The 23,779-nt window shown below is 70.3% G+C and carries 24 protein-coding genes and 2 pseudogenes; 10 read left to right on the top strand and 16 right to left on the bottom strand.

Annotated elements, in window-relative coordinates; translation table 11 throughout:
• Positions 1–3 precede the first annotated feature (3 nt).
• The 7 genes and pseudogenes from ACFWI9_RS19445 to ACFWI9_RS19415 form a co-directional block, all read right to left on the bottom strand.
• The gene (locus tag ACFWI9_RS19445) at positions 4–1,524 is read right to left on the bottom strand and encodes a Wzz/FepE/Etk N-terminal domain-containing protein (protein ID WP_387163558.1); all 1,521 of its coding nucleotides are present in this window, start codon (positions 1,522–1,524) and stop codon (positions 4–6) included.
• On the bottom strand, positions 1,521–2,918 hold the full coding sequence (locus tag ACFWI9_RS19440; RefSeq protein ID WP_387163556.1) for a Wzz/FepE/Etk N-terminal domain-containing protein: 1,398 nt from the start codon (positions 2,916–2,918) through the stop codon (positions 1,521–1,523). Before ACFWI9_RS19440 ends, ACFWI9_RS19445 begins: the two co-directional genes overlap by 4 nt.
• On the bottom strand, positions 2,915–4,195 hold the full coding sequence (locus ACFWI9_RS19435; RefSeq protein ID WP_387163554.1) for a glycosyltransferase family 4 protein: 1,281 nt from the start codon (positions 4,193–4,195) through the stop codon (positions 2,915–2,917). The genes ACFWI9_RS19440 and ACFWI9_RS19435 overlap by 4 nt, the downstream gene beginning before the upstream one ends.
• A complete protein-coding gene (locus tag ACFWI9_RS19430) occupies positions 4,176–5,492 on the bottom strand; it encodes a nucleotide sugar dehydrogenase (protein ID WP_387163552.1) in 1,317 nt (438 codons plus the stop codon). Before ACFWI9_RS19430 ends, ACFWI9_RS19435 begins: the two co-directional genes overlap by 20 nt.
• A gap of 960 nt (positions 5,493–6,452) precedes the next feature.
• Positions 6,453–6,581 carry a hypothetical protein gene (locus ACFWI9_RS19425; RefSeq protein WP_387163549.1) on the bottom strand — a complete coding sequence of 43 codons (129 nt, stop codon included), beginning with the start codon at positions 6,579–6,581 and terminating at the stop codon, positions 6,453–6,455.
• Positions 6,572–6,817: a hypothetical protein gene (locus ACFWI9_RS19420; protein ID WP_387163546.1), complete on the bottom strand. Its 246-nt coding sequence runs from the start codon at positions 6,815–6,817 to the stop codon at positions 6,572–6,574. The genes ACFWI9_RS19425 and ACFWI9_RS19420 overlap by 10 nt, the downstream gene beginning before the upstream one ends.
• Positions 6,818–7,453: 636 nt before the next feature.
• Positions 7,454–7,558: pseudogene (locus tag ACFWI9_RS19415) on the bottom strand (IS5/IS1182 family transposase); the annotation flags it as partial.
• A 298-nt stretch (positions 7,559–7,856) separates the two neighbouring features.
• On the opposite strand from ACFWI9_RS19415, the gene ACFWI9_RS19410 reads away from it, so the two are divergent.
• Both ACFWI9_RS19410 and ACFWI9_RS19405 read left to right on the top strand, forming a co-directional pair.
• The gene (locus ACFWI9_RS19410) at positions 7,857–8,285 is read left to right on the top strand and encodes an Rrf2 family transcriptional regulator (protein WP_387163544.1); all 429 of its coding nucleotides are present in this window, start codon (positions 7,857–7,859) and stop codon (positions 8,283–8,285) included.
• An 82-nt stretch (positions 8,286–8,367) separates the two neighbouring features.
• Positions 8,368–9,108, top strand: a complete 741-nt coding sequence (locus ACFWI9_RS19405; protein WP_387163542.1) for an NIPSNAP family protein — start codon at positions 8,368–8,370, stop codon at positions 9,106–9,108.
• Between the two features lie 51 nt (positions 9,109–9,159).
• Here ACFWI9_RS19405 and ACFWI9_RS19400 read toward each other — a convergent pair.
• The 5 genes and pseudogenes from ACFWI9_RS19400 to ACFWI9_RS19380 all read right to left on the bottom strand — a co-directional run.
• Positions 9,160–9,387, bottom strand: a pseudogene (locus ACFWI9_RS19400) (GNAT family N-acetyltransferase); the annotation flags it as partial.
• A gap of 155 nt (positions 9,388–9,542) precedes the next feature.
• Complete coding sequence (locus tag ACFWI9_RS19395; RefSeq protein WP_387163541.1) at positions 9,543–9,683, bottom strand: DUF397 domain-containing protein; 141 nt, start codon at positions 9,681–9,683, stop codon at positions 9,543–9,545.
• Positions 9,646–10,134, bottom strand: a complete 489-nt coding sequence (locus ACFWI9_RS19390) for a hypothetical protein (protein WP_387163539.1) — start codon at positions 10,132–10,134, stop codon at positions 9,646–9,648. The genes ACFWI9_RS19395 and ACFWI9_RS19390 overlap by 38 nt, the downstream gene beginning before the upstream one ends.
• A gap of 288 nt (positions 10,135–10,422) precedes the next feature.
• Complete coding sequence (locus tag ACFWI9_RS19385; protein WP_387163538.1) at positions 10,423–10,620, bottom strand: DUF397 domain-containing protein; 198 nt, start codon at positions 10,618–10,620, stop codon at positions 10,423–10,425.
• Complete coding sequence (locus ACFWI9_RS19380; RefSeq protein WP_387163536.1) at positions 10,617–11,489, bottom strand: helix-turn-helix domain-containing protein; 873 nt, start codon at positions 11,487–11,489, stop codon at positions 10,617–10,619. The genes ACFWI9_RS19385 and ACFWI9_RS19380 overlap by 4 nt, the downstream gene beginning before the upstream one ends.
• A 148-nt stretch (positions 11,490–11,637) precedes the next feature.
• On the opposite strand from ACFWI9_RS19380, the gene ACFWI9_RS19375 reads away from it, so the two are divergent.
• A complete protein-coding gene (locus ACFWI9_RS19375; RefSeq protein WP_387163534.1) occupies positions 11,638–12,168 on the top strand; it encodes an ATP-binding protein in 531 nt (176 codons plus the stop codon).
• Positions 12,169–12,318: 150 nt separating this feature from the next.
• Complete coding sequence (locus ACFWI9_RS19370) at positions 12,319–13,059, top strand: CDP-alcohol phosphatidyltransferase family protein (RefSeq protein ID WP_387163532.1); 741 nt, start codon at positions 12,319–12,321, stop codon at positions 13,057–13,059.
• Here the strand turns inward: ACFWI9_RS19370 and ACFWI9_RS19365 are convergent.
• Entirely contained in the window at positions 13,022–13,498 is a 477-nt protein-coding gene (locus ACFWI9_RS19365) for an adenylyltransferase/cytidyltransferase family protein (RefSeq protein ID WP_387163530.1), read from the bottom strand. The two genes, ACFWI9_RS19370 and ACFWI9_RS19365, sit on opposite strands and share 38 nt — an antisense overlap.
• A gap of 261 nt (positions 13,499–13,759) precedes the next feature.
• On the opposite strand from ACFWI9_RS19365, the gene ACFWI9_RS19360 reads away from it, so the two are divergent.
• The 3 genes from ACFWI9_RS19360 to ACFWI9_RS19350 are packed head-to-tail and all read left to right on the top strand — an operon-like array spanning position 13,760 to position 18,017.
• Positions 13,760–14,968 carry a glycosyltransferase family 4 protein gene (locus ACFWI9_RS19360; protein WP_387163572.1) on the top strand — a complete coding sequence of 403 codons (1,209 nt, stop codon included), beginning with the start codon at positions 13,760–13,762 and terminating at the stop codon, positions 14,966–14,968.
• Positions 14,965–16,704 carry a lipopolysaccharide biosynthesis protein gene (locus ACFWI9_RS19355; protein WP_387163527.1) on the top strand — a complete coding sequence of 580 codons (1,740 nt, stop codon included), beginning with the start codon at positions 14,965–14,967 and terminating at the stop codon, positions 16,702–16,704. Before ACFWI9_RS19360 ends, ACFWI9_RS19355 begins: the two co-directional genes overlap by 4 nt.
• Positions 16,701–18,017, top strand: a complete 1,317-nt coding sequence (locus ACFWI9_RS19350; protein ID WP_387163525.1) for a hypothetical protein — start codon at positions 16,701–16,703, stop codon at positions 18,015–18,017. Before ACFWI9_RS19355 ends, ACFWI9_RS19350 begins: the two co-directional genes overlap by 4 nt.
• A 90-nt stretch (positions 18,018–18,107) precedes the next feature.
• On the opposite strand, the gene ACFWI9_RS19345 is transcribed toward ACFWI9_RS19350, so the two are convergent.
• Positions 18,108–19,673 carry a hypothetical protein gene (locus tag ACFWI9_RS19345; protein ID WP_387163524.1) on the bottom strand — a complete coding sequence of 522 codons (1,566 nt, stop codon included), beginning with the start codon at positions 19,671–19,673 and terminating at the stop codon, positions 18,108–18,110.
• Positions 19,674–19,800: 127 nt separating this feature from the next.
• Here ACFWI9_RS19345 and ACFWI9_RS19340 point away from each other — a divergent pair, with 127 nt between their 5' ends.
• Positions 19,801–20,340, top strand: a complete 540-nt coding sequence (locus ACFWI9_RS19340; RefSeq protein WP_387163522.1) for a WcaF family extracellular polysaccharide biosynthesis acetyltransferase — start codon at positions 19,801–19,803, stop codon at positions 20,338–20,340.
• Entirely contained in the window at positions 20,337–21,446 is a 1,110-nt protein-coding gene (locus tag ACFWI9_RS19335) for a glycosyltransferase (RefSeq protein WP_387163521.1), read from the top strand. The genes ACFWI9_RS19340 and ACFWI9_RS19335 overlap by 4 nt, the downstream gene beginning before the upstream one ends.
• A gap of 147 nt (positions 21,447–21,593) precedes the next feature.
• Here ACFWI9_RS19335 and ACFWI9_RS19330 read toward each other — a convergent pair whose 3' ends face one another.
• On the bottom strand, positions 21,594–22,136 hold the full coding sequence (locus ACFWI9_RS19330; RefSeq protein ID WP_387163519.1) for an MOSC domain-containing protein: 543 nt from the start codon (positions 22,134–22,136) through the stop codon (positions 21,594–21,596).
• Between the two features lie 112 nt (positions 22,137–22,248).
• Here ACFWI9_RS19330 and ACFWI9_RS19325 point away from each other — a divergent pair, with 112 nt between their 5' ends.
• Positions 22,249–22,770 carry a GNAT family N-acetyltransferase gene (locus ACFWI9_RS19325; RefSeq protein WP_387163517.1) on the top strand — a complete coding sequence of 174 codons (522 nt, stop codon included), beginning with the start codon at positions 22,249–22,251 and terminating at the stop codon, positions 22,768–22,770.
• Positions 22,771–22,944: 174 nt separating this feature from the next.
• Here the strand turns inward: ACFWI9_RS19325 and ACFWI9_RS19320 are convergent, their stop codons facing one another.
• Entirely contained in the window at positions 22,945–23,667 is a 723-nt protein-coding gene (locus tag ACFWI9_RS19320) for a hypothetical protein (RefSeq protein WP_387163516.1), read from the bottom strand.
• Between the last annotated feature and the right edge of the window lie 112 nt (positions 23,668–23,779).

The raw sequence follows: 23,779 nt of genomic DNA, 5'->3' as shown, positions 1-23,779 counted from the left end.
GTCCTACCGCGCCTCCTGGTCGCTGTCCGGGACCCGTGCCGCCCACATGGGCAGCCGCTCCGTCCCCCGCCGGTCCGTCCCGTTCCGCCGGACCGGCGGCTCGCTCCGGCCCCGTAACGCCGTGTGCGGCCCGTCCCACAGCGTGCCGTCGGTCCGGTCACGCGGATCGGGGTCGATCAGCACCACACCGATCACCGCGATGCGCCGGTCGGCGAGCTGCCGGGCCACGGTGTGCAGCCATGCGGCGCTGCCGTGCCCGGCCCGCACGACGAGCACGGCCCGGGTGCCGAGGTACCGGAGGTCGGTCCACGCCGCGCCGGGCGCCACCGAGCCGACGCCGAGCCTGCGCTCCTGGTCCGATACGGCCGCGACGGCACCCTCGCCGCTGACCACGGTCGGGTCTCCCGGCTTCGGGCGGCGGTTGGCCAGTCGCGGAACGGACAGGCCGTCGATGACGCCCACCGGCCCCTCCGCCGCCAGTGCCCTGGCGAGGTCCAGGGCGATCACACTCGCGCCGCGCGCGCAGCCCAGCTCCAGCAGCGACACCGGTTCCGCCGAGTCGCGCACGGTGCGGGCCAGGGACGTGGTGAGCCTTGTCCGTGCCGCCCGGACCCGGCGGCGCTGCCACGGTGCGGCCGGGCGGCGGGGCAGCTCCGCGATGACCGAGGCGCCGAGGTTCGCCGCGATCTCCCGGCGCAGCACGGGGCGGTCCGCCACCACCGCGCCGACCGCGGCCACCGCGAGCCCGAGTACGAGCCCGAGGACCAGCCCGATCGCCGCGTTGGTGGCAGCGGTCCTGGGCAGAGAGTGCCGCACCGCGCGCGGGGCGTCCACGATCTGTGTACCGGCGATGAGCTGGGGCATACCGATGCCCGCCTCCGCGGCGCGCCGGTCGAAGTCGGAGATCCGCGAGGTGAGTTCGGCCCGGCGGGCGAAGAGCGACTCCCTGTTCGCCGATGCCTCCGGCTCGCTCTCCGGCGATCCGTCTCCGATCGCCTTGTTGACCTGGGCGAGTTCGTCCCGCATCCGGTCACGCTGGTCGAGCAGGGTCTTGGCCTCGGCCTTCGCGGCTTCCCGTATCCGCCGCACATGGTCCGCGACGAACGCGTCGGCCAGCGCCTCGGCGCGGGCCACCGCCTGTGCGTCGCTGTCACCCGTCGCATCGATCTGCAACAGGTTGTTGGTCAAGCCGATGCCCCCGTAGTCCTGCATGAAGTCCTCCGGCTTCTCCGGGGACTCGAGGGATCGCAGGGCCGCGTCGGCGATCCGCGTGGTGTGCAGCAGCGCGACATCGGTGCGGATCAGCGTTCCGGGGTCGTTCGGCTGGTCCTCCCGATGAGCGACCAGCACTTTGGTCACCGCCGTCGGCGGCGGTGGGAGCTGGAGCGCCCCCGCCGCGCCGACGATCAGCCCCAGCAGTGCGGCGGAGTACCAGAGGCGGCGACGCCTGCGTACCGCCACCACCAGCGCCTGCAGGTCGAGCAGCGGAGCGGCCGACGACTCCGAGGTCGTATCCGTCGTCATCCCGAACCTCCCGTCGCGTCGCGGCCAACCGGGAGCGCCGGCGTGGCGGCATGCCGAGGACGGCCGGCGGACCGCGTCGGACTGGTCAGGGCCGTGCCGGCGAGGATGACGCCGACGACCTCGTGCCCGGCTTCCGCACACGCCTCGGCGATGCCGGCGAGCTCCACCGCCGTCCAGTTGCCCGGGCTGAGCACGACCAGGGCACCGGACTCGCCGTCACGGTCCGGCACCATCGGCTGGGACACCGAAACCTCCACCGCCCGCAGCACCGGGTACCCCCTGCCCGAAGAGCCCGGGGAAGGATCACTCCCGGCCTCGGCGACGAGCTGCCCGGCCGCCCGGCGGGCGATCTCGTCGCCGTCCGGGACGACGACCAGCAGCCGCCGGGGGCCCGGCAGCAGGTCCCCGAGGCGGGCGCACACCCGCCGGTAGCGGATCTGCCTGCCCGCCTCGTCGCCGGACGTCCGGGGCGCCGGTATGTCCCACCGGGTGTCGACGCCCAGCAGTCGGCGGATCAGGGCCCGCGGGCCACGGCCCTCCCGCCTACGCGTGGGTCGTTCACCAGGTACCTCGACGGCGCCGAGGAGCTCTGAGCCCAGCGCCGCGGCGATCTCCGCTTCGGTGCGCAGCCGGTGACTCATCCGTGCGGCGGTGAGATGGCCGATGACCGCGAGCAGGAAGAACAGCAGCGCCCCGCCGGCGATGAGCTGCGTCCTTGTCGGCGGTGCCTCGCCGGTCGGCCTGGCCGCCGGCCCCATGACGACCATGCTGGTCTTGCCGGCGGCAGGGTCGGCCTCCTCCAGCTTGGTGATGGCCTCCTGGAGCGTGGTGCGCAGCTTCGCGAGCTCGGTGCGGGTCTGCACGCTCTCCACGGTCCGCCCGGGATCGGCCGCGTCGGCCAGCTCGCTGATGCGGCGGCTGGTCTGCACCACCATCTGCCGCAGTGCCTCGGGCCGCGCCGCCGCTTCGGGGTCGGTGTCGTCGCCCGCGATCCGCGCCGCGAAGGCGACGAACTGCTGGGCCACCTGGTCGGAGAGCTGCTGTGCGCGCTCCGGGGTGTCGGCCGTGCCCGAGATCGTGATGATGTTCCCGTCGGCGGCCTGGGCGCTCACCCGGTCCCTCAACTCGCTGCCGCTGACCCCGGGCCAGCCCAGCGTGGCGGCCGCGCGGTCGGCCACCACCGAACTGGTCGCGATCTGCGCCTGGGTCAGCAGCTCACGCTCCTCCCACGCCCCCGGCAGCAGTACCGATGCCGAGGTCGTGTAGCGCGGCGGAAACAGCACAGAGGCGCCGTAGCCGACGAGCGCACCCATCAGGGTGAGGATGATGAGAAGCCGGCGGCGCCGGCGGATGATCCGCCCGATCGTGACCAGCCGTATGGTGTCATCGCTCAACGGCGCGGCCTCTTCCGTGCCTGGTCCCGGTCTCGGCCCTGCCGGTCGCGGCAGGCGGCGGCGTACGCGGCGAGCAGCGACCGCTGGGAGTTCCGCCAGGAGAGCGGGCCGTTGATCCGCTCCTGGCCGATCTTGCCCATCCGGGCCCGCTGCTCCGGATCGTCCAGCAGCAGCGCGATGAGCCTGGCGAACTCGGCCTCGTCGTCGGCGGGAGCGTAGACGGCGGCGTCACCGGCGGAGACTCGCGCTTCCCGGAGGTCGAACGAGACGATCGGCCGGCCCATCACCATGTACTCGAGCACCTTGTTCATGGTCGACACGTCGTTGAGGGGGTTGCGCGGGTCGGGGGAGAGGCACACGTCCGCGGTGGACAGATAGCGCACCAGATCGGCGTCCGGAACGCGCCCGGTGAACTGCACCTGCTCCGAGAGCCCGAGCCGTCGGGACAGCTCCACCATCGCGTCGAAGGTGTCGCCGGCGCCGACGAACACCGCGTGCCAGTCGGTCCGGCCGAGCTCGTCGCGCAGCTTCGCGAGGGCCCGCAACGCGTAGTCGACGCCGTCCTGCGGCCCCATGACGCCGAGGTAGCACAGCAGATGGGGCTTGCCGCGCTTCAGCGCCGGCTCGGGCGGCACCGGCCGGAACCTGTCGGTGTCGGGCGCGCTGCGCACCACGAAGACATCCGCCGGCCGCCGGCCGCCACGGCTCACCGCCATGTCCCGGTAGCTCTCGTTCGTGGCGAGCACGACATCCGCGGCCCGGTAGGTCAGCCGCTCCAGCGCGCACACGGCGCGGTAGAGCAGATCCTCGCCGCGGCCGAACCGGGAGAGGTACAGCTCGGGTACCAGGTCGTGCTGGTCGAAGACGAACCGCGCCCCGCGCCGTTTCAACCACAGCGCCGGCAGGAACAGCAGGTCGGGCGGGTTGCAGGCGTGGACCACGTCGACCGGGCCGACCTTCCTGGCCAGCCGGACCGTATGCCACAACGCCGATCCGTACTCCCGCAGATAGCCGGCCGGCCCTCCGGTGGCCGCGCGCAACGGGTAGCGGTGGATCCGCACCCCGTCGATCTCCGCCTCAGGCTCCGTGTCCCGCTTCTCCCCCCGGGGGCAGATGACGTGCACCGTCCAGCCTGCGTCGCGCAGTGTGGTGCACTCCTGCCACACCCGCCGGTCGAACGGCACGGACAGGTTCTCCACCAGGATCAGCGCGCGCCGGTCCGGCCGGTCGCCGCCGGCTCTGTCACTGAACGACGAGTCACCAAGCAAGGCCCACATACCCCGGTTCGGCCCGGCGCGCCTCGGCGTCGGGGAGGCGGATGAGGTCGACGATCACCGGGCCTTCGCCATGGGGCAGCGCCGAGAGCACGGCCGGGTCGCTGGTCCCGACCAGGCACACCTCGGAGTGCTCCAGCACTTCGCCGACGGAGTCCGCGAGTAACTGCCCGAGGTGCGGCAGCCGGGTCTCGATGTACTCGCGGTTCGCGCCGAGGAGCCGGGAGAGGCTCACGTTGGCGTCGTAGATCCGCAGGTCGTAGCCCTTGCCGAAGAGTCTCTCCGCCAGCTCGACCAGCGGGCTCTCGCGGAGGTCGTCGGTGCCGGGCTTGAAGGACAGCCCGAACATGCCCACCCGGCGCTTGCCGGTGCGCTCGACCAGCTCCACCGCGCGCTGCAGATGCGCGGAGTTGGAGGGCAGCACATGGGAGAGGATGGGCACCGAGACGTCGGCCCGTCCCGCCGCGTAGACCAGGCTGCGTAAGTCCTTGGGCAGGCAGGAGCCACCGAAGGCGAAGCCGGGCCGCAGGTAGGCGGGGCTGATGTTCAGCTTGCGGTCGGCCAGGAACACGTCCATCACCTGGTGGGAGTCCACCCCGAGCGCCTGGCACACCGCGCCCAGCTCGTTCGCGAAACCGATCTTGAGGCCGTGGAACGCGTTGTCCGCGTACTTGATCGCCTCGGCCGTGGGGACCGGCACCCGGAACACCGCGCCGGGTAAGCCCTCGTACAGCGCCATCACCACGTCGCCGCTCGCCGGGTCGAGCTCCCCGATGACGGTCTTGGGCGGGTCGAAGAAGTCCCGCACGCTCGTGCCCTCGCGCAGGAACTCCGGGTTGACCGCGACCCCGACGTCCACCCCGGCCGTGCCGCCGACGTACTTCTCCAGGATCGGTACCAGCAGGTTCAGGCAGGTGCCGGGGAGCATGGTGCTGCGGAACACAACGGTGTGCCGCCCACCCCGCTCCGCTAGCGCGGCGCCGATCTGCTCGGTGACCCGCTCCAAGTATGTTGTGCACAGGCTGCCGTTGGGCTCCGACGGTGTGCCCACGCAGACCAGCGACACCTCGCTGCCCAGGATCGCCTCGCGGACATCGCCGGTGGCGCGTAACGCCCCGGTTCGCACGACCTCGGCGATGAGCTCACCGATACGCTCCTCGACCACCGGGGCCTTGCCGTCGTTGACCAGGTCGACCTTGACCTGGTTCACATCCACCCCGATGACCTCGTGCCCCATACCGGCCAGGCACGCGGCCGACACGCAGCCCACGTAGCCGAGCCCGAAGACACTGACTCTCATGACGCGTTCCTCCCCCCAGGCAGGCCCTCCCGGCCTGCGGTCCGCGCGCCCGCCGGACGACGACCCGCGCGCATCAGTAGGCCCCCTGCGTATGGAGCACGCACGCAGCGTCTTTCCCGAGATCACTGGCGGACTGGTTGATCGCCCCGTCCGCCAGACGTCCGCGCGCCGACGGAAAAGGGCTGACTAATTCCCCCTGCCGCACAGAACCCCCCAGGTCCCCAGTGGCTCGACGTGTTCCCCAACACCGCTCCGCCGCCCGGGAGGCCCCCGCCCCCGCGCATGACAGCCCGGCTGTTTCAGAGGTACTTGAACAACCCACCCTGGCGGCAGCATGCTCACATGCCCTGCCAGACTTTCGAGGTGCGTGGGAACCGTCGAAGCCTCGCGTGCTCCCCGCACCCGAGGCCCCCTCGGGCCCCAAAGAACTGATCAATCCCACGGCTGGCGCCGGGGACGCGACTGCTGGCTTTACATAGCGCAGGATCTGAAGATCATCATCGGTCGCCTCGTGCTCGATCGGCCGAAGCACGATCAATCTAGACCATCGACGCCGGTATGAAGAGGGGATGTGGGTAACTTGTGTTCAAACTTTGAGGGTTGATGCGCTGATCGGTGACCACTCAGCAGGCGCGGGCCGCAACCGGTGGTAGTTCCCGGCGCCTTGGTCGCCGTACGGTCGGCGGCCGACGCGGCCGCCTCCCCGCAGAGGGGGAGGCGGGCCGGGTGGCCGGGGCCTGCGGCCGGGCCCCGTGGTGGAAGTGCGCCCGTCGCCGCGTGAGCTCAGGCACTGGCCGCGAGGCGGGGCCTGGCCGTAGGCGCGGCAGACGGCGGGGTGCGCCCAGCGGCGCTGACGCGTCGCCGTACCGACTGCCCACCACCCTTGCGTGGGCGGTCGGACGCCACCTTGGAAGCACGACCCCGTCGAGGGCTCGTCGCCCTTCGCTGACCGGCGACTGCTCAGCCGGCTCGGCCGTCCACCGGTGGCCTCACGAACTGCGCGATGTGCGGCGACCCCTCCTCCGGCTCGCCGAGGACCCGCACGTCCGTACCGTCCGTGGCGCAACTCAGCACGGTGTCTACTCCCACAGAACCACCTTGACCGTTACCGACACGGGCAGTGGAAGTTGTTCGGCTGAGACGATCGTGAAAGCTGCTAGACGCCCCTCTGTGGTGAGCATGCAGTAAGTCCCGCCAACCGCGTTGCCGCGATAAATGCTCACCCAAATCGGGTCGTTTCCTGTCCCCATCGATTTGCTCTGCTCGCAGGTATCGCGATCAAGGTCGTTGACATCCCCTGAAGCGTATGCGGCTTGGCCGCTCATGACCATGATTGATGCGGACGTGCTGTAATCGCCTCGGAGGTCATCGCCAACCGGCACGAGTTCTCCAGGGTTCGTGCCATCAAGCTCTGCCCCCTCGTCTGAGTTTTGGTTGGTCGATAGGGGGAGAGTTGCGACGCCGGTCCAACGCACCTTGGCGGCTGAAGCCTTTGGCGGGTCGGGGGGATCTGTGGCGACAGGCGGCATACTGACGGGTGGCGTGCTGACGGGTGGTCCAGGAGGTGTGGAGACGGGCGTCGACTCCGGTGCAGCGGGTGGCGCCAGCTCCCCGGAGCTGGAGTCCTTCTCGGAGGTGGACCCTCCCGAAGAGTCCTTGGTGAGGAGAACCCCTGTGAGCGCGATAACAGCCGCGATAATTGCCCCAGCCGCACCAATCAAAGGAAAAGAGTGGCGTTGAAACCAATTGCCCGGGTCTCCGTCGGGAGGGCCTGGCGACGGTCCATTTGGTGGGCTGCTCATGAATACCCCCGAGATCGCTCAAGAACGCGCCAAGTGTAACCCTCCGGCTGGCATGGGCAAGGTCGCTTAAGTCATGCTGCTACATAGTGAGTTGGAGAAACGAAACTTCAAGGAACCGTGTGACAACTGGAACCTCACAAGCCTCACCGGCAACGGTCGGCGCAATGAGACGAGTTGTCTGTGGGTGATCAGGCAGCAGGCGAGTCTGAGGAGTACTTCGTGGTTGTCAGCCCTGCGATTCGTGCGAATCCGCAAACGGCGAAGCCGTGCACCATGCGAGGGCGAGTAGTGGAAGTGCCAGGACGGAGATCGATCCCCCGAGCGCCGACAGGCTCTGACCGAGCCAGAAGACGGTGAAGTCCCGGTTCCCCCAGAGGCTTCCGCTTGCCGGGCCTGCGGGTGAGCCCGGTACTTCGTTGTGCCTCGACACACCACACCTCGGTCGCTCGGGAAAGCCTCGGCCCTCCTAACCAACAGCACAACGTACAGCCGGAGATGGGTCGTGAAGCCTGCTTGACTGCGGGTGTGGATGTAACAGAAGCTGTTGCGACAAGGAGGGGTGATGGCGGCGAACAGTCGATTGACCATCGCGACGCATGCGCTGGCTTGGCTGGCATTGGCGCACCGCCGCGGCCAGGAGGTGCTCACTTCGGAGCAGGTCGCGGCCAGCGTCAAGACCAACCCCGTGATTATCCGCCGCAGCCTCGGTGACCTGCGACGAGCCGGCCTGGTGGAGGTCCGCCACGGCGCCGGTGCGGGCTGGAGTCTGGCCCGTGAGCCCGAGGGGATCACCCTGCTTGAGGTGTATGACGCCGTCGACGCGCAGCCGCCGTTCGGCATGCACCGCACCGAGCCCAATGTGGAGTGTCCGGTCGGCCGAGGCATCCGGCCGGCCCTGAGCGGGGTCTACGGCCGAGTCGAGCAGGTCATGCGGCGGGAGTTGGCGGACGCGTCGATCGCCGACGTACTTCGCGAGACGCTGGTGAACTAGCCGAAAGGCCGATAGTCAGGCAGCCGCCGTACCGCTTGTTGTAACAAAGATTGTTCCAACAGTCGAACGAGGAGTGAGATCGGTGAAAGCCCCACAGTGTCCAGTCGTCGAACTGCGGCAGTACACGCTGCGCCCAGGGCAGCGAGACGTACTGATCGATCTGTTCGACCGGGAGTTCGTCGAGTCCCAGGAGGCAGTGGGTGCGACCGTCCTGGGGCAGTTCCGCGACCTGGACCATCCTGATCGGTTCGTCTGGCTCCGCGGCTTCGAAGACATGCCGCGCCGCGCCAAGGCCCTGGAGAGCTTTTACGGCGGGCCGGTCTGGCAGGCACACCGCGACGAGGCGAACGCGACGATGATCGACTCCGATGACGTGCTGCTGCTGCGACCAGCTTCGGCGCGGGGCGGGTTCCCGGTGGAGGTCGGCGCCCGGCCGGCCCCCGGCAGGCCGGCGCCATTGCCACCCTCGCTCGTCCTCGCCACGATCTGGTACGGGCGACGCGGCTCGTTTGACACGACGTTCGTCGAGTTCTTCCAGCAGGGCGTGCGACCCGTACTGGCCGAGACCGGCTGCGAGCCACTGGCGTACCTGCAGTCGGAGCACGCCCCGAACACATTCCCGGCGCTGCCTGTACGGACGGACGAGGAGGTCTTCGTATGGTTCGCTCGTTTCACCGACGAAGACCACATCGACCACCACCTGAATCGCGTGCGGCATTCAGAGCGCTGGCGCGAGGAGGTACTGCCGACCCTTTCGGAACGCTGTGCCAGGCCCCCGCAACTGCTGCGGCTGGCACCCACCGAGCGGTCAATGCTGCGGTGAGTTCCAAGGAGCCGGTGCCACAAGGCGACCTGGTCACCATCGCCACACGGATAGCACCGATCCTTCGTGACGGCGCTGGATGGGCAACAGGGCGATCCCTGTGGTCGCTGTCGCGGTGAGCAGCTCCGCGATGGACTTTCGGATGTGCTCAACCGTGGGGGTCCCCTTGCCGCGTTCGGAGAGGAGGGCGCAGAACTCAGCGGCGTCCGACTCGGCCCACGGCCGCAGTATCAGCCGCTCGGTCTCAAGGTGGTACGGCATCGTCGCGTACGTAGTCATGCCCCTACTTTGCCCCACGGATCACCACGACCTACGGCTGGAGTGCCAATGGTGGATCGGGTGTTGGAGCTGCCGGAATGTCTCAGCCGTAAAGGGCTAGGTCGGAGCCCTGCCTACCGAGGAGGGGCGGCAGGGCTCCGGTGTGCGTACAAGGGTCAGATGCACCGCTCCGACGAGGCAAGCGCGACGAACCCCGCCCAGGCTTCGTGCGATACGCGGAGGGTCGGTCGGGTGTTGGTCTTGGAGTCCCGGCCATGGTCATTCGATCTCGAGGGGTCCGATGCCCAGATCCTCACGCATGCGGCGGCGCATCTCAGCCATGGCGGTGCGGCGCTGTTGGATGAAGGCCGTGTCCTCGGCGGAGCCGACCGCGACCCCCCGGGCATAGGCGTCGCGCATCCGACGCAGGCTGTGAAACGCCTCGTTCCCGGCCGCAACAACGAGCGGCGGGCCCACGAGCCAGAGCTGCTCGCTGGCTGTGTGCAGTCCGGTCCGACGGAAAGCTTCGCGCACCGCCGCATCACGCGCTGACTCGGACATGTGATCGCCCAGGGCGACGGCCCGTATCTCTTCTCCCGCGTCTTTGAGTGCGGAGGTGTACTCGATGTACAGGGCACGCCGCACTTCCAGAGCATGTCGTGCTTCCTCGCGCCGCCACCTGTTGCGGTCGGCGATCAGGGTGGCAGCGATGCCGATAGCGGCACCCATCAGCGTGGAGAGCAGAGGCATCCAGTCCATGCGCCGCATACTGTCTCAGCCATTGCTGCGACACCAGCGGCCCTCACGTTCCGGCCTGGTGATCACGGGCTTCTGCCAACTGCCAGGCTGCTGAGCCCGGTCCGGACCCCGTCGTATGGCCAGTGAACGTACTTCGGATACAAGGCACCTCAGTTGGCGATGGCCGCCAGACCGACCCCTCAGCCACGGGCAGCCGGCATGCAGCCCGAGGTCGTGCGCTTCCGCTACGCCAGGTCACTCAAGCCAGAGCCCTGCCACCCGAGGAAAGGCGGCAGGGCTCCGGTGTGCGTGCAACGGTCAGATGCACTGCTCCAACGAGGCGAGCCCGATGAACCCCGCCCAGGCTTCGTGCGATACACGGAGGGTCGGTCCGGTGTTGGTCTTGGAGTCGCGGACGTGCGCGGCGCTTGAACTTGCCGCGACCTCTACACACTGACCGCCTTCCGTTCCGCTGTAGCTGCTCTTGAACCAGGCGAGGGGCTCAGCGTTGTTCATAGCTCTCCCAGCAACTTCTCGGTGTACTCCAGTGACTCTCGCGGGGTGAGAGCCTGTGAACGGATGATCCCATAGCGTGCGGCAGCGAGAACTGTCTGTTCGGGGTCGGTCTCCAGCGTGCTGGAGTTCTGTGTCTCGGCATACACGAACTTCTTGCCGTCCTTGCGTGTCGCGACCGTAAACGGACCGTTCACGCCCGCGTTGTCCTCGCATTCGACCGGCATGACCTGGACCTCGACGTTGCGCTTGTGCCCGACAAGCAGGAGTTGCTCCAACTGCGCGCGCAGTACGTCCTTGCCGCCGTACCGGTGCCGCAGCACCGCTTCATCCATCACGAAACTCAGCAGTGGTGCCGGTCGCCTTTCGAAGATGTCCTGCCTCGCCAGTCGTGCGGCCACTCGCTGCTCGATCGTCTCCTGGTCCAGAAGCGGCCGTCGCATGGCGAGCAGCGCCCTCATGTACTCCTCGGTCTGAAGCAGGCCGTTGACGACGTGAGTGTCGTACATGAGCAACTCGATCGCCTGCTTCTCCAGTTGCGCCATCCCCTGGAAGAACACCGGGTACTGCGCCTGCTCGACCTGATCCTTCCATACCGTCAGCAGACCGTCCGCCCTCAGCGCTTCGTCCGCCTGGTCGATCGCCCGGGGTGGCGGGATGCGCCGCCCCTGTTCGAAGGACGCGATGGTCGAGGCCGAGTAGCCCAGTCGCTTGCCCAACTCCTCGCGCTGCATACCCGCTCGGACCCGCAGCGTCTTCAGGCTCTGCCCGAAGGCCGCCACCACGCCCTGCCCGGACTTGTCCGGGGCCTGCCCACCAGCCCAGTCGGCGCCCCCGCCGTCTCCCGCGGCTGACTCGTTCTCCGTTGTCATCTGCCCACCGCCTCCCCGGACCAACGCCTCCGCGTCGGCGCCCGTCACGCCGCGCGTCTCGTACCGGCGCCCACGTCGCGCGTACAACCGATCAGCGTCAGTGCGTCACCGCTGGTCACGCTACGCGACGAAGAGGAGCGTGGTGACCATGACGAGCAACCTCCGCAGCCCCAGCGGCAGCACTCAACCCGCTGGCATCACCGAGCACTTGATCGACGCTCCCGACCCGTCCGCGCACGAATTCGCCATGCGGTTCACGTCTACATCTCGCGGCGCCCGACTCGCCCGGCGTTTGGTCGGCGTTCGCCTGAACGAGTGGGGCATCCCGTACGGCACCGGCTCGCACGAGGAGATCGTCCTGATCGTCGCCGAGCTGACCGCCAATGCCGTACGCCACGGCCATGTGCCGGGCAGGGACTTCCACTGCCGTCTCCACCTCACGCACGCTCCCGAGCCGCTCGCCCGCGTCGAGGTCACCGACACCCGCACCGAACGCGTGCCCCCTCGCCCGGGCACCCTGCCCGATCCGGGGTTCGCGGACAGCGGGCGGGGTCTGCTCCTGGTGTCGGCCTTCGCCACCCGCTGGGACTGGCACCCGCGCGCCGACGGTCCGGGCAAGACGGTCTGGGCGGAGTACGGCCTTCCAGGCCCGCCGTCGGTGCCGGGCGCCACCCCCTGACCGCTCTGTCGCGCCGGATCTCGGGCCGGTGGGACCGTGGCCACCCCTGGTTTCCGGTCAGTTTCCCGGCGGGTCGTTTTTGCGTGCCCCTACCTGGGATGATGCGGGGCGGGGGAGTCACTGGCGAGGTCATGAGGTCCGGGGGGATCGATGAGCGGCACTGTTACCGAGGCGTCTACCGAGGCGTCGGCACTGACACGGTTGAAGTCGGCACAGAAGAGCGCAAAGGGTATATCGCTGTACTCGCGGTTCGTGAACCGGCCCGCGGGCCGGTATCTCGCGGCCGGTGCGTACCGGGCGGGGCTCACGCCCAACCAGGTCACCTTGATCAGCGCGGGCTTCAGCTTCGCGGCCGTGCTGGGGGTCGCCTTCGCCGGACCCACCTGGGGGGTGGGGCTGCTGGTGTGGCTCGGGCTGGCTGTCGGGTTCGCGTTCGACTCGGCCGATGGGCAGCTCGCACGGCTGCGTGGCGGTGGGAGCGCGGCCGGGGAGTGGCTCGATCATGTCGTGGACTGCGCCAAGATCACCGCGCTGCACACTGCGGTGCTGATCGCCTTCTACCGGCACCCCGAGCACTTCGGGACGGCCTCCGACGGCTGGCTGCTGGTGCCGCTCGGATTCCAGCTCGCCGCCGTCGTCACGTTCTTCGGGGGGCTGCTCACCGAGCAGCTCAAGCCCAAGGCGGCGCCGGGGCAGGGGCCAGGGCCGTCCACCGTGCGGGCGGTGGCTCTGCTGCCCGTGGACCACGGGGTGTTCTGCCTGGTCTTCCTACTGCTCGGCGGCGGCGTCGCCTTCCGGTGGGCCTACACCGGGCTTGGCGTCGCCGCCGCGCTGTTCCTTGTCGCGTTCCTTGCTAAATGGTTCCGGGAGCTGTCCGCAGTTCATCGCTGAGGCGCGGCTCGCTGAGGGCGTCGATGGCGCGGCGGAGCTGGGTGCTGGAGGTGTGGACGGTGTACGGGAAGTAGACGACGTCCACGCCGACGGCGGCGAAGTCCCGCTCCAGGCGCTCGCCCTTCGGTGTGCCCCGCCAGTCGTCGCCCTTGAACAGCACGTCGAAGCGGACCTGCTTCCACGTCTCGACCTTGTCCGGCACGGTCTCTACGAACGCGGCGTCCACGTACTGGATGCTGCGGACGATCTCCAGCCGTTCGACCAGCGGGATCATGGGTCGCCTGCCCTTGGCCATCTCCGCCATCTCGTCCGACACCACCCCGGCCACCAGGTAGTCGCACTGGGCGCGGGCGTGGCGCAGGATGTTCAGGTGACCTATGTGGAAGAGATCGTAGGCGCCTGGTGCGTAGCCCACGCGGTACCGCTTACTCGATGGCACAAATGCCCCCCTTGTTCGTTGGTGTCCCCCCGCGCGCATCCGTTGCGGGAGCGCGCAGAAATTGACGATAGCGTTCATCCTGGGGGCAAGGAGAGTGAACAATTGGGTGCGTCCTGGTTCACTTCCGAACAGCGCATGGGATCAGGGGGTCCCGTGGGGCGTGAACACACTGGGTAGACCGCCGCCGGCAGGCGGCCGGGGGGAAGGGTTCGTCGCGTGACACAGACCGACAACGGGGACGGCGGGCGGCGACGGCTGCTGCTGGTCTCCACCAACTACGCGCCCGAACACACCGGCATCGGCCCGTACGCCACCGGCATCGCCGAGCACTGGGCGAGCTGCGGGCACGACACGCACGTACTCGCAGGCCTCCCGCACTACCCGTCCTGGCGGCTCGATCCGTCCTACCGCAAGGTGTGGCGGGCCACCGAGCAGCGTGCCGGGGCCACCGTGCACCGCCGCAGGCACACTGTCCCGCCGCGGCAGAGCGCGCTGCGCCGGGGCATGTTCGAGGGATCGATCCTCGCCCACGGCCTTGTCGCACCTCCCCGGACCGGTCGGCTCGACGCGGTGCTCGCCCAGTTGCCCAGCCTGGCCGGGGGAGTGCTCGGCGCGCGGATCGCGGCCCGGCAGCGTGCACCGTACGTGCCGGTCGTCCAGGACCTGATGGGCGCCGCCGCCGCGCAGTCCGGGATCAAGGGCGGCGGCGGCCGGGCCGCCGAACTGGCCGAGCGGGCGGAGGCGTGGGTGCTGCGGCGGGCCACCCTCGTCGGTGTCATCCACGAGACGTTCGTGGAGCGGGTCCGGGCCATGGGGGTGGATCCCGGACGTATACGCCTGGTTCCCAACTGGTCACACATACAGGAGCCCTCGGCGCCCCGTGACCGCACCCGGGAGCGCCTCGGCTGGCTGCCTGAGCAGACCGTCGTCCTGCACTCCGGCAACATGGGTCTCAAGCAGGGCCTCGAAGTGCTGGTGGAGGCGGCCCGACGCGACCCGGCCGTCCGGATCATGCTGATGGGCGACGGCAACCAGCGCGAGCACCTCGCCCGGCTGGCCGAGGGAGTGCCCAACCTGGAATTCCTTCCTCCGGTTTCGGATGAGGACTTCCCCGATGTGCTCGCCGCGGCCGACGTGCTCGCCGTGACCCAGCGCGCCTCCGTACTCGACATGAGCGTGCCCTCCAAGCTGACCTCCTACTTCGCGGCCGGCCGCCCGGTGGTCGCCTCCGTCGCCGCGGAGGGCGGCACCGCCCGCGAGGTGTTGCGATCCGGTGCCGGAATGCTCGTGGAGCCAGAGGATCCGGATCAGTTCCTCGCCGCGGTGCGTAAACTCGCCCAAGACCCGGATATGGCGGAAGAGCTGGGCGCGGCGGGACCGCGCCATGTGGCGGCCCATCTGTCACGCGAAGCGGGTCTCGCGCGGATCGACGCGTTGATCGACGAGGCTATGGGGGGCCCTGGGAAGTGAGCCAGACACATGTCACGATCCGGGCGGATGACGAACCGGAGCAGTTGCGTGAGCAGTTCCGCCAACTGCTGCGCTACCGCCGGCTGATCGCGGGCGGTGTCGGGGTGGGACTGCTGGCCGGTGCCTGGCTCGGCATCACCGGCGCCGACAGCTACGCGGCCACCACCGACGTCGTCCTGCGCGCGCCCTCCAGCGACCCGTTCAATCCGACCTTGTCCGTCGACAAGGCGATCAACATGGGGTCCGAGCGCCAGACGGCGCTCAGCCGCAAAGTCGCCGAGCGCGCCGCGAAGACCCTGAACATGGACGAGGGCGAGGTCGAGCAGCTCCAGAGCGGGCTCCAGGTCACCACGCCGCCGCAGACCCTTGTGCTGCACTTCACCTACAACGCCGCCGACCCCGAGGAGGCGGCGCGGCGCGCCAACGCGCTGACGAAGGCGTATGTCGACCTGAGCAAGGAACAGTGGTCGGCGAGCCGCGACACCATGGTCAAGAGCCTCAAGGATCAGCTCAATCCGATCGCCAAGCAGAACGACGAGCTGTCCAAGGAGATCAAGGGGCTCTCCGACGGCGCGCGCGCTGACTCCGCCTATGCGCAGCAGGCCAACCTGCTCAATCGCATCACCGAGCTCCGCTCCAAGATCACCAGCCTGCAGGCGCTGGACATGACCCCCGGCAACGTGATCCGCGACGCCACCGCGCCCACCGCGCCATCCGGGCCCGGCCTGCCGCTCGCGCTCGGCATGGGCGGCTTGGCCGGCGTGGGCCTCGGGCTGCTCGCCGCCTGGGTGCGGCTGGTGTTCGACCCCGCCCCGCGGTCGGCCGGGGACGTGGCCCGCGCGGTGCGCGGCCCCGTCCTCGGTGCACTGCCGCGCGGCTCGGTCGGTGCCCTGGAGGTCGGCCGTACGGACTCTCGGGCAGCCGAGGAGTACCGCTCGATCGCCTTCCGGCTCGCCTACGACGACAAGTTCGCCGACCGGCGGCGGCTGCTCGTCGTCGCCCCGCGCGGCTCCATGGACTCCAGTGCGGCGGTGGCGGCCAACCTCGCCGCGTCCTTCGCCGAAACCGGCAAGAACGTGCTGCTCATCGAGGCTGATCTGCGCACCCCTTCGCTGTCCGAAATGCTTGATGTGTCCGCCATGTCCAGGCCTCGCTGGAGTCGTGGCGGCGGTGGATACGGCGGCGACGGCGAGTACGCCGAGTCCACCGAAGGCGAGTGGCCCGGCCGCGACCGGCTTGTCGTCGACGCCGGGGAGTCCGGCGTCTTCGGTCTCGTCCCGGGCGAGCGGGTACGCAACGTCCCGCGCGCGCTGACCTCGAGCCGGGTCACCCAGCTCATCACCGAGGCCGACGATCCCGATGCCACAGTCGTGGTCGTCGCCCCGCCGGTGCTCGCCTACGCGGACGCACTGGCCCTGGTGGACCGCGTCGACGGGGTGCTCATCGTCTGCGACCCGCGCACCGTGCACCGGGCCGACCTCGTGCGCATCCGCGAGTTGATCGTCGGCGCCGGCGGCACCGTGCTCGGCGCGGTGACCCACAGCGAGTCGCGGCGCGGCGGTGCGGCTTCCGCCGCGCGGCCGGACGGTGGCGGCAACCGGCGCCGCAAGCCCGGGAGTCCGGCGGACCGCCCCGCCCCGCCCCGGCCCCGCACCGAACGTGAGCCCGAGTTCGACCCGCACGCCGACCCCAGCAGCACAATGGCGCTGCGCACCGTACGCCCAGGAGACCGGTGACCGTGTCCGGGGGCCCGCCGGGGGTGCCCGGTTCGGCGCCCGGTCCACGGCGTTCGACCGCCGTGGTCGCCTCCGTACTCGACCAGGCGGCGTCCAGCCTCACCAACATCGCCGTCCTGGTCATCGCCGCCCGGGTCTCCACGGCGCACGGGTTCGCCGCCTTCTCGATGGTGTACCTGACCTTCACGGTGCTGCTCGGCCTCAACACGGCGTACGCGGGACAGGCCGTGGTCCTCACCCGCGGCGACACCGCCACCACCGGAGCCGCGTGCCGGTCCGCGGTCGCGTTCACCAGCCTCGCCGCCACCGCGGGCGGCGCTCTGCTGGCCGTGGCCGGAGCGGCGACCGCCGCCATCGGCGGGGGCTGGACAGGAACGGGCGGGGCCTTCCTCGCGCTGGGGCTCGTACTGCCGCTGGTACTGGTGCAGGACGCGCTCCGCTACGCGTTCTCCACCCTGCGGCGGCCAGGTCTGGCACTGGCCACCGACACCCTGCGCCTGCTGTGCGTGGTGCCCGCGCTGCTGCTCCAGCCGCAGCACACCGCTCCCGGGACGCTCGTCGCCGTCTGGGGGCTGTCGGCCGTGCCCGCGCTGCTGCTCGGCCTGCGGCTGCTGTGGCCCCATGTGCGCGGCGCACAGGCGGATCTGCGGCCGTATGTACGCAGAGGGCATCTCGGACAGCGCTTCGCGGTGGAGTTCGCCGTGGGGAACGCCTCCAGCCAACTCGCCGTGCTGGGCCTCGGCCTGTTCGCGGCTCCACTGGCGGTCGGCGCGCTACGAGGGGCCAGCACCCTCTTCGGTCCGCTCAACGTGCTGTTCAACTCGGTCAACGCGTTCGGGCCGCCACTGCTGAATCGTTTTGGTGCCCGTCGGGCGATCGCCCGCGCCTCAGCTCTGCTCGGGTTGGTGCTCTCCGCCGTCGGCCTCGGCTGGGGACTGGTGCTCTACGCCCTGCCCGACGACATGGGGCGCCGGTTGCTCGGTGAGACCTGGCAGTCGGCGGCCTCCCTGCTGCCGGCCACGGGCGCGCAGTACGCGGTGATGGGCCTGGGCACCTGTGCCCTGGTGACCCTCCGGGTGCTCAGCCCGCGCGCCACCTTGTCGGTGCAGGTGGTGTTCTCGCTGCTCTCGGTGGTGCTCATGCTCGGCGGATACGTGTTGACCGGGTCCGCCCTGGGCGCGGCCTGGGGTCTGGCCGCGGGCTCCGCGCTGAAGGCGGTCGCGGCCTGGACCCGCGTCGCCCGCCTCGCCCGTGTGCCCGCGGTGGAGGAACGGTCCGCCGCCGCGGACGCCCCCGCCGTGTCGGCGGGGTGACCGTCGTTCTCGCGGGCTGACGGCCGTTCTCGTAGGCTGACGGCAGTGCCCGCGGACTGACGCCGGCGGCACTTCGGTCACCGCCCAGCCTCAGCGCAGCCCGGTCGCCCGGTCCTGCCGAAACGTGGTGATGAGCGCGATGCAGCAGGCCGCGATCGCCACCCGCCCCGACGCCTGAAGCATCGGCCCGCGCAGCAGGATGAAGGAGTACCCGGCGATCAGCGGCACCGTCAGGGCGATCAGACTGCCCGGTGGCGACCGGCGTACCGCCCGTCGCGCGTAGCGGCGGTCCACCCGGGCCGCCGCGTACCCCAGCCCCACGAATCCCGCCGACATACCGACCGGGCCGAAGTCGATCCACAACTCGGCCCACACCGGCGACGAGAGGTTGGTGTTGACGGCTCCCATCCACTCGCCGACCATCACCCCGGTGTCCATGGGCTTGTCCGCCCAGATGGACCGGGGCACCGCGAACAGCACCGAACCCGCGAGCTGGCGGCCGTAGGTGTGGCCGCGCCCCGACCGCTCGTAGGTGACGGTGTTGGCGAACATGCCGACCTGGTCGTAGTCCTTGATGGTCAGCGGTTCCAGGGGGGACGTGGTCTCCAGCGGGCGGTAGTTGTCGTCGTCGTAGCGGAACCGGTCCGAGAACGGGAAGACGATCAGCGCCACGATCACGCCCAGACTCAGCGCGATCCGGTAGAACGCGGCGCTCACCGGGAAGACGGTGAACAGCAGCGAGAACAGCACGGTCAGGAACCAGAAGCGCGGGTTGGAGATCGGGTTGTTGACCACCGCGTTCAGCCCCGCCAGCGCCAGCCAGGTAGCGATGATCACCACGGATCGGCGAGCGTGCCGCGAGGTCACCAGCCACCGTGTGTACGCCAGCCAGGCGATGAGGGCGGGCACGGTGCCGAAGCCGCGCACGATGGCCTGGCCCGCCTGCGAGTCCGCCTGGGAGAGCCCCGCGTCCTGGACGCTGCTGATGATCTCCTGGCGGCTGGAGAAGAAGACCGCCGGGCCACCCAGCTTGACCACGAGGAGGGCCGAGCCGACGAAGGCGACCAGCAGCAGCACGTACAGGCGGCGGCGGTGCACCAGCGCCGAGCGCAGCCCGTCGTCCCGCTCGCGGCCGGGCCGCTGGCGGGCCAGCAGCGAGCCGATGTCGAAGGCGACGCAGCCGATCAGGACGAGCGCCACAGCCTCGGTCAGATCGCTGCGCGGCCCCACCACCGGAGTCGGTGTGCGCCCGAGCACGGCCTGGACGAGCGGGGCTACCCCCATCGCCATGTAGACGAACAGCCAGAACGACCCGGCGAGCAGCTTGCGGCGGCTGGTGAGGACCATCGCCGACAACCGGAGGCCCGAGTACACGGTCAGCGCGAGCTGTGTCCACAGCGCCGAGTCGCGTGGGCCGGTGCCCGGCTGGACGAGTACGAGCAGCGGCAGGAACACCGAGAAGCCGAGCACGAGCGGCACCGACAGCGCGCGCGAGAGCATCTTGCGTGCTGAGAACGACGGAGTCAGGGTGCGCTCGTACGCGTCCTGCTCCTGACCCTGCTGCCGAGCGTTCGGTGCCTTCGCGCCCGGCGCCCGTGCCGCAGGCGCCGCTGTGGCGCTCCGGGCTGTGGCGCCCCGGTCGTTCTGCTGCGTCATGGCGCCCTGCCCCGCCCCCGAGTAACGATCCCCGCCGCAGTCTACTGGCGCCCTGACCGCGGTGAACGGCCAGCTACTACAGTGTGGCGAAGTCGCGTCCTGGGGGGACGCCGTTGGGGGTGGATCGATGCGTGATCTCCCGGCCTTCACACTGGCCGGATACGACAAGGGACGCAGCAGAATCGTTCAGGCCCTCTGGTTCGCGGTGATGAACACGGTCTTCATGGCCTGGTTCACCCCGGCCAGGGTCAGGACGGCTCTGCTGCGCGCCTTCGGTGCCGAGATCGGCACCGGAGTGCTCATCCGGCACCGCGTGCGCGTGCTGTGGCCGTGGAAGCTGACGGTCGGCGACCACACCTGGATAGGCGAGGGTGCCTGGATCCTCAATCTGGAGCCGGTCACCATCGGCGCCCATGTGTGCGTGTCGCAGGAGGCACTGCTGTGCACCGGCAGCCATGACCACCGCGCCGCCGACTTCCGCTACCGCAATGCGCCTATCACCGTGGACGACGGCGCCTGGGTCGCGACCCGCGCCACCGTACTCGCCGGGGTGAAGGTCGGCCGCTGCGCCGTCGTCGGCGCCGGGGCGGTGCTCCACAAGGACCTTCCGGAGCTGACCCTGCACACCGCCGACAACCGGCGCAGGCCCGTGGAGGAACCGGCATGAGAGTGCTGCACGCCGTCACCCTGCACAGCACGACGCACGCTTTCGGCGGCCCGGTCCGGGTCGCCCTCAACCTCTGCCAGGGGCTGCGGGAACGCGGCCATGACGCACGCGTCACCGCGCTCGCGGACGGCTTCCCGCAGCCGCTGCCCGAGGAGATCGAGGGCGTGCCCGCCCGGCTCTACCAGGCGCGCAGGGTGCTGCCGCTGGGCTTCAGCGGCCTCACCTCACCCGCGCTACTCGCCGGGGCGCACCGCCTCGTAAGGGACGCCGACGTCGTCCATGTGCATCTCGCCCGCGATCTGGTGACCCTGCCGGTCGCGCTCGCCGCACTGCGCGCCGGACGGCCCCTGGTCCTCCAGACACACGGCATGGTCGACCCCAGCGAGCGTCTCTCGGCCCGGCTGCTCGACACGGTCGCGGTACGCCGGGTGCTGCGCGGTGCGCGTGCGGTGCTGCACCTCACCAGCCGTGAGCAGCGGGACCTGGACGCGGTGGTGGGCGGAGCCGGACTCGACCGGGCCGTCCGCCTGGTCAACGGCGTCCCGGCGCAGGCCGAAGGGCCCGCCCCGCAAGGGCCCCCGCGGATCCTGTACGCGGCCCGCCTGCAGGCCCGTAAGCGCCCGGTGGACCTGGTGGAGGCGGCGCCCGCGATCCTCGCCCGGTACCCGGATGCCACATTCGTCGTGGCCGGGCCCGACGAGGGGGAACTCGCCGCGGTGCGGCGGCGGATCGACGAGCTGGGGCTCGAAGGGCGGGTGAGCTGCCCGGGGCCGCTCACCGGGACGAGGATGACCGAGGAACTGCGCCGGGCGCACGTCTACGTGCTGCCCTCGGTCAACGAACCCTTCCCGATGTCGGTCCTGGAGGCGATGGCCGTGGGCACCCCGGTCGTGGTGACCGAGTCGAACGGCCTGGCACGTGATGTGGACCGGTCCGGAGCCGGCCGCGTGGTGACCGGCCCCGACGGCATCGCTCCCGCGGTGCTCGACCTGCTGGAGCCCTCAGCGCGCCGGACCGCGTCCGAGGCGGCCCGTAAACTCACCGCCGAGACGTTCTCGATGGACGCGGTCATCGGCACGCTGCTCGATGTGTACGAGCGGGCCTGATCTTGCCCTGCGTTCCCAGCGGCCGTGAGGGGGACCCGATCGGACAGGCGTGATCGTCTCGAAGTCTCCGACCGCTTGTCGCCGCGTCGCTGGGCGTCCTCGGACGCTCAGCGGCCGTCGCATGGCACGGACTGCCTGGGAAGGTGGTCAGACCCGGCCCAGGGGCCGGTGCGGACCACTGGGGAGTTCCACTTCGATCGTGTCGCCAGGGCGCACCACGCCGCCTTCCTTCACGATGCTCATGATTCCGGCCTTGCGCACGATGTTCCCCGCCTGGTCGCGGCCGACGACCTGCTTGAGCAGCCCGTCCCGGAAGTTGTCGATCTGCAGGCAGGGATTGCGCAGGCCGGTGACTTCCAGGACAGCGGAGTCTCCGACGCGCAGCCAAGTGCCGACCGGCAGACCGAGCAGATCGATGCCGCGCGTGGTGATGTTCTCGCCGAGTTCGCCGGGCGCCACCTTGAACCCTGCTTCGTCGACCTCGGCGAAGAGCTCTTCGTGAATGAGGTGGACCTGGCGCAGATTCGGCTGGGTGGGATCCTGCGCGACGCGCGAGCGGTGCTTGACCGTCACCCCGGCGTGCACGTCCCCCTCCACACCGAGCCCGGCCAGCAGTGTGACGCTGTCCCGGTTCGGCTTGGTGAACGAGTACTCCCCGTTGCTGCTGACCGCCGTCACTCTTCCGCTCATGCCTCGGAACCCCCTCGTCGTAACCGTGATCAGCCACGAGCCGCCGCACGTGGGGCCGTTGGCCCGAACACCCGCTCGTCGCTGCTCTCAAGCGAGAACCTACTATCGGCACGTGGCATCTTTCACATCACCTGAGTCCAACGGGCCTGGCGCCGCACCCGCTTTCGATGTGTGCGAGCTGGACGTGGCGGAGGATGCGACGGCGGCGGCGGTGCATCGGATCGGGCGTCGTGCCTACGCGGTCGAGGCGGAACTCATCGGCTTCGACGGGATCCCGCCCCTGCGCGAGAGCCTGGCGGAGATGCGCGTGCAGCCGTTGCGCTGGCTCGGAGCGACACTCGCCGACGACGGACGGATCGCCGCCTTCCTCGCCTGGCGGAGCCCGGCCGACGCGAACATCGTGGACATCGACCGCGTCTGTGTGGATCCCGCGTGGTTCCGCCATGGCCTCGCGTCACGGTTGATCGGCAGGCTGCTGGTCGATCTGGCTCCGATCGGTGACGTGCGGGTGAGCACGGGCGCGGACAACATTCCGGCCGTCGCGCTTTACGAAGGTCTCGGCTTTTCTCGGGTCGGCATCATCGAGCCTGCCCCCGGTCTGCGTGTGGCCGAGTTCCTGCTGACGCGGAACTGAGGCGGCCCCGGCCCCCGTGACTTGGACGCGAGGCGTCACTGGCCGTGCGCTGACCGATGCGCGCCGGCGAGTGCGTACGGAACGCCGAATCCCCCGGGCGATCGGGTTGGAGGGCCGCGACGATCCCCCCTCGCCCGGTCGGGCCCGGGGGAATCGCCGCGACCGCCCCTGGGGCTACGCGGGAAGCCAGGCGTAGCAGCCCGTCGAGACGAACGTGCGGGTCCCGGACGGGACCTCCGCGGTCACCTTCTTCTTGCCCGCACCGGTGCCGGGTCCGGCTGCCAGCACCGTGCCGCCGTCTCCCATCGCCTGCCAGGTGCAGCCCTCGGCGGAGGTGAGTGCCTGGTAGGTGCCGGGCGCCGGGTTCTTCTGGGTGCCGCCGGGGAATCCGGTCTCGGCGGCGTCCAGCAGCGGCTGCTGCTTCGGGCAGAGCTGCTTAATCGCGGCCTCGGCCTCCGGCAGGTCCCCGGAGATGATCGCGCCGATCGCGGCGTTCTTGTCGTGGGCGGCGGTGCGCTCGATGCGCTGGCAGGTTTCCTGGCCGGTCTGGAGCACGGCGGCCGGGTCCATGTTCACGGGCACCCGGCCGCTCAGGTACTTCTTCTCCTTCGCGGTAAAGGTGCCGGTCGCCGGCGTGAGCTTCGCGTCGGGCAGGACCGGGCCCTTGGAGGCGTCGGCTTGCGGGCCCTCGGAGGCCGGACTCGCCTGGGAGTCGGGTGTGGCCGCGGCCGGTTTGCCGGCGGCGCTCCGGGTGGGCTTGGCCTCGGCCTTGGCATCCGTGTCGCCGTCCGAGCTGCAACCGGTGAGCGCGAGAAGCGCGGCGAGAGCGACGGCGCCGACGGCACCGCGCCGGGTGGATCCGGCAGGCCGGGTCAGCCCAGTGGTACGAGTGTGCATGGTGGCTCCTGCGGGGCCGGCGGGCCCCCGGGGGATGGAGGCGGGGGCGCCACGTGGGGGGGGGGCGGGGGGGTTTGGGGGGGGGGGCGGGGCGGGGGGGGCGGGCGCGGGC

Source organism: Streptomyces sp. NPDC127084 (assembly GCF_042724175.1).
Classification (GTDB): Bacteria; Actinomycetota; Actinomycetes; order Streptomycetales; family Streptomycetaceae; genus Streptomyces.
Note: the sequence above shows the minus strand (reverse complement) of the source record. Positions and strands in the feature narration are given on the sequence as shown.

Excerpts from the sequence above, each read along its gene's own strand:
- ACFWI9_RS19445 (WP_387163558.1), bottom strand. The coding sequence starts at position 1,524 with ATGACGACGGATACGACCTCGGAGTCGTCGGCCGCTCCGCTGCTCGAC.
- ACFWI9_RS19435 (WP_387163554.1), bottom strand. The coding sequence starts at position 4,195 with ATGTGGGCCTTGCTTGGTGACTCGTCGTTCAGTGACAGAGCCGGCGGC.
- ACFWI9_RS19430 (WP_387163552.1), bottom strand. The coding sequence starts at position 5,492 with ATGAGAGTCAGTGTCTTCGGGCTCGGCTACGTGGGCTGCGTGTCGGCC.
- ACFWI9_RS19420 (WP_387163546.1), bottom strand. The coding sequence starts at position 6,817 with ATGAGCGGCCAAGCCGCATACGCTTCAGGGGATGTCAACGACCTTGAT.
- ACFWI9_RS19410 (WP_387163544.1), top strand. The coding sequence starts at position 7,857 with ATGGCGGCGAACAGTCGATTGACCATCGCGACGCATGCGCTGGCTTGG.
- ACFWI9_RS19390 (WP_387163539.1), bottom strand. The coding sequence starts at position 10,134 with ATGCGGCGCATGGACTGGATGCCTCTGCTCTCCACGCTGATGGGTGCC.
- ACFWI9_RS19385 (WP_387163538.1), bottom strand. The coding sequence starts at position 10,620 with ATGAACAACGCTGAGCCCCTCGCCTGGTTCAAGAGCAGCTACAGCGGA.
- ACFWI9_RS19380 (WP_387163536.1), bottom strand. The coding sequence starts at position 11,489 with ATGACAACGGAGAACGAGTCAGCCGCGGGAGACGGCGGGGGCGCCGAC.
- ACFWI9_RS19375 (WP_387163534.1), top strand. The coding sequence starts at position 11,638 with ATGACGAGCAACCTCCGCAGCCCCAGCGGCAGCACTCAACCCGCTGGC.
- ACFWI9_RS19370 (WP_387163532.1), top strand. The coding sequence starts at position 12,319 with ATGAGCGGCACTGTTACCGAGGCGTCTACCGAGGCGTCGGCACTGACA.
- ACFWI9_RS19345 (WP_387163524.1), bottom strand. The coding sequence starts at position 19,673 with ATGACGCAGCAGAACGACCGGGGCGCCACAGCCCGGAGCGCCACAGCG.
- ACFWI9_RS19340 (WP_387163522.1), top strand. The coding sequence starts at position 19,801 with ATGCGTGATCTCCCGGCCTTCACACTGGCCGGATACGACAAGGGACGC.
- ACFWI9_RS19335 (WP_387163521.1), top strand. The coding sequence starts at position 20,337 with ATGAGAGTGCTGCACGCCGTCACCCTGCACAGCACGACGCACGCTTTC.
- ACFWI9_RS19330 (WP_387163519.1), bottom strand. The coding sequence starts at position 22,136 with ATGAGCGGAAGAGTGACGGCGGTCAGCAGCAACGGGGAGTACTCGTTC.
- ACFWI9_RS19320 (WP_387163516.1), bottom strand. The coding sequence starts at position 23,667 with ATGCACACTCGTACCACTGGGCTGACCCGGCCTGCCGGATCCACCCGG.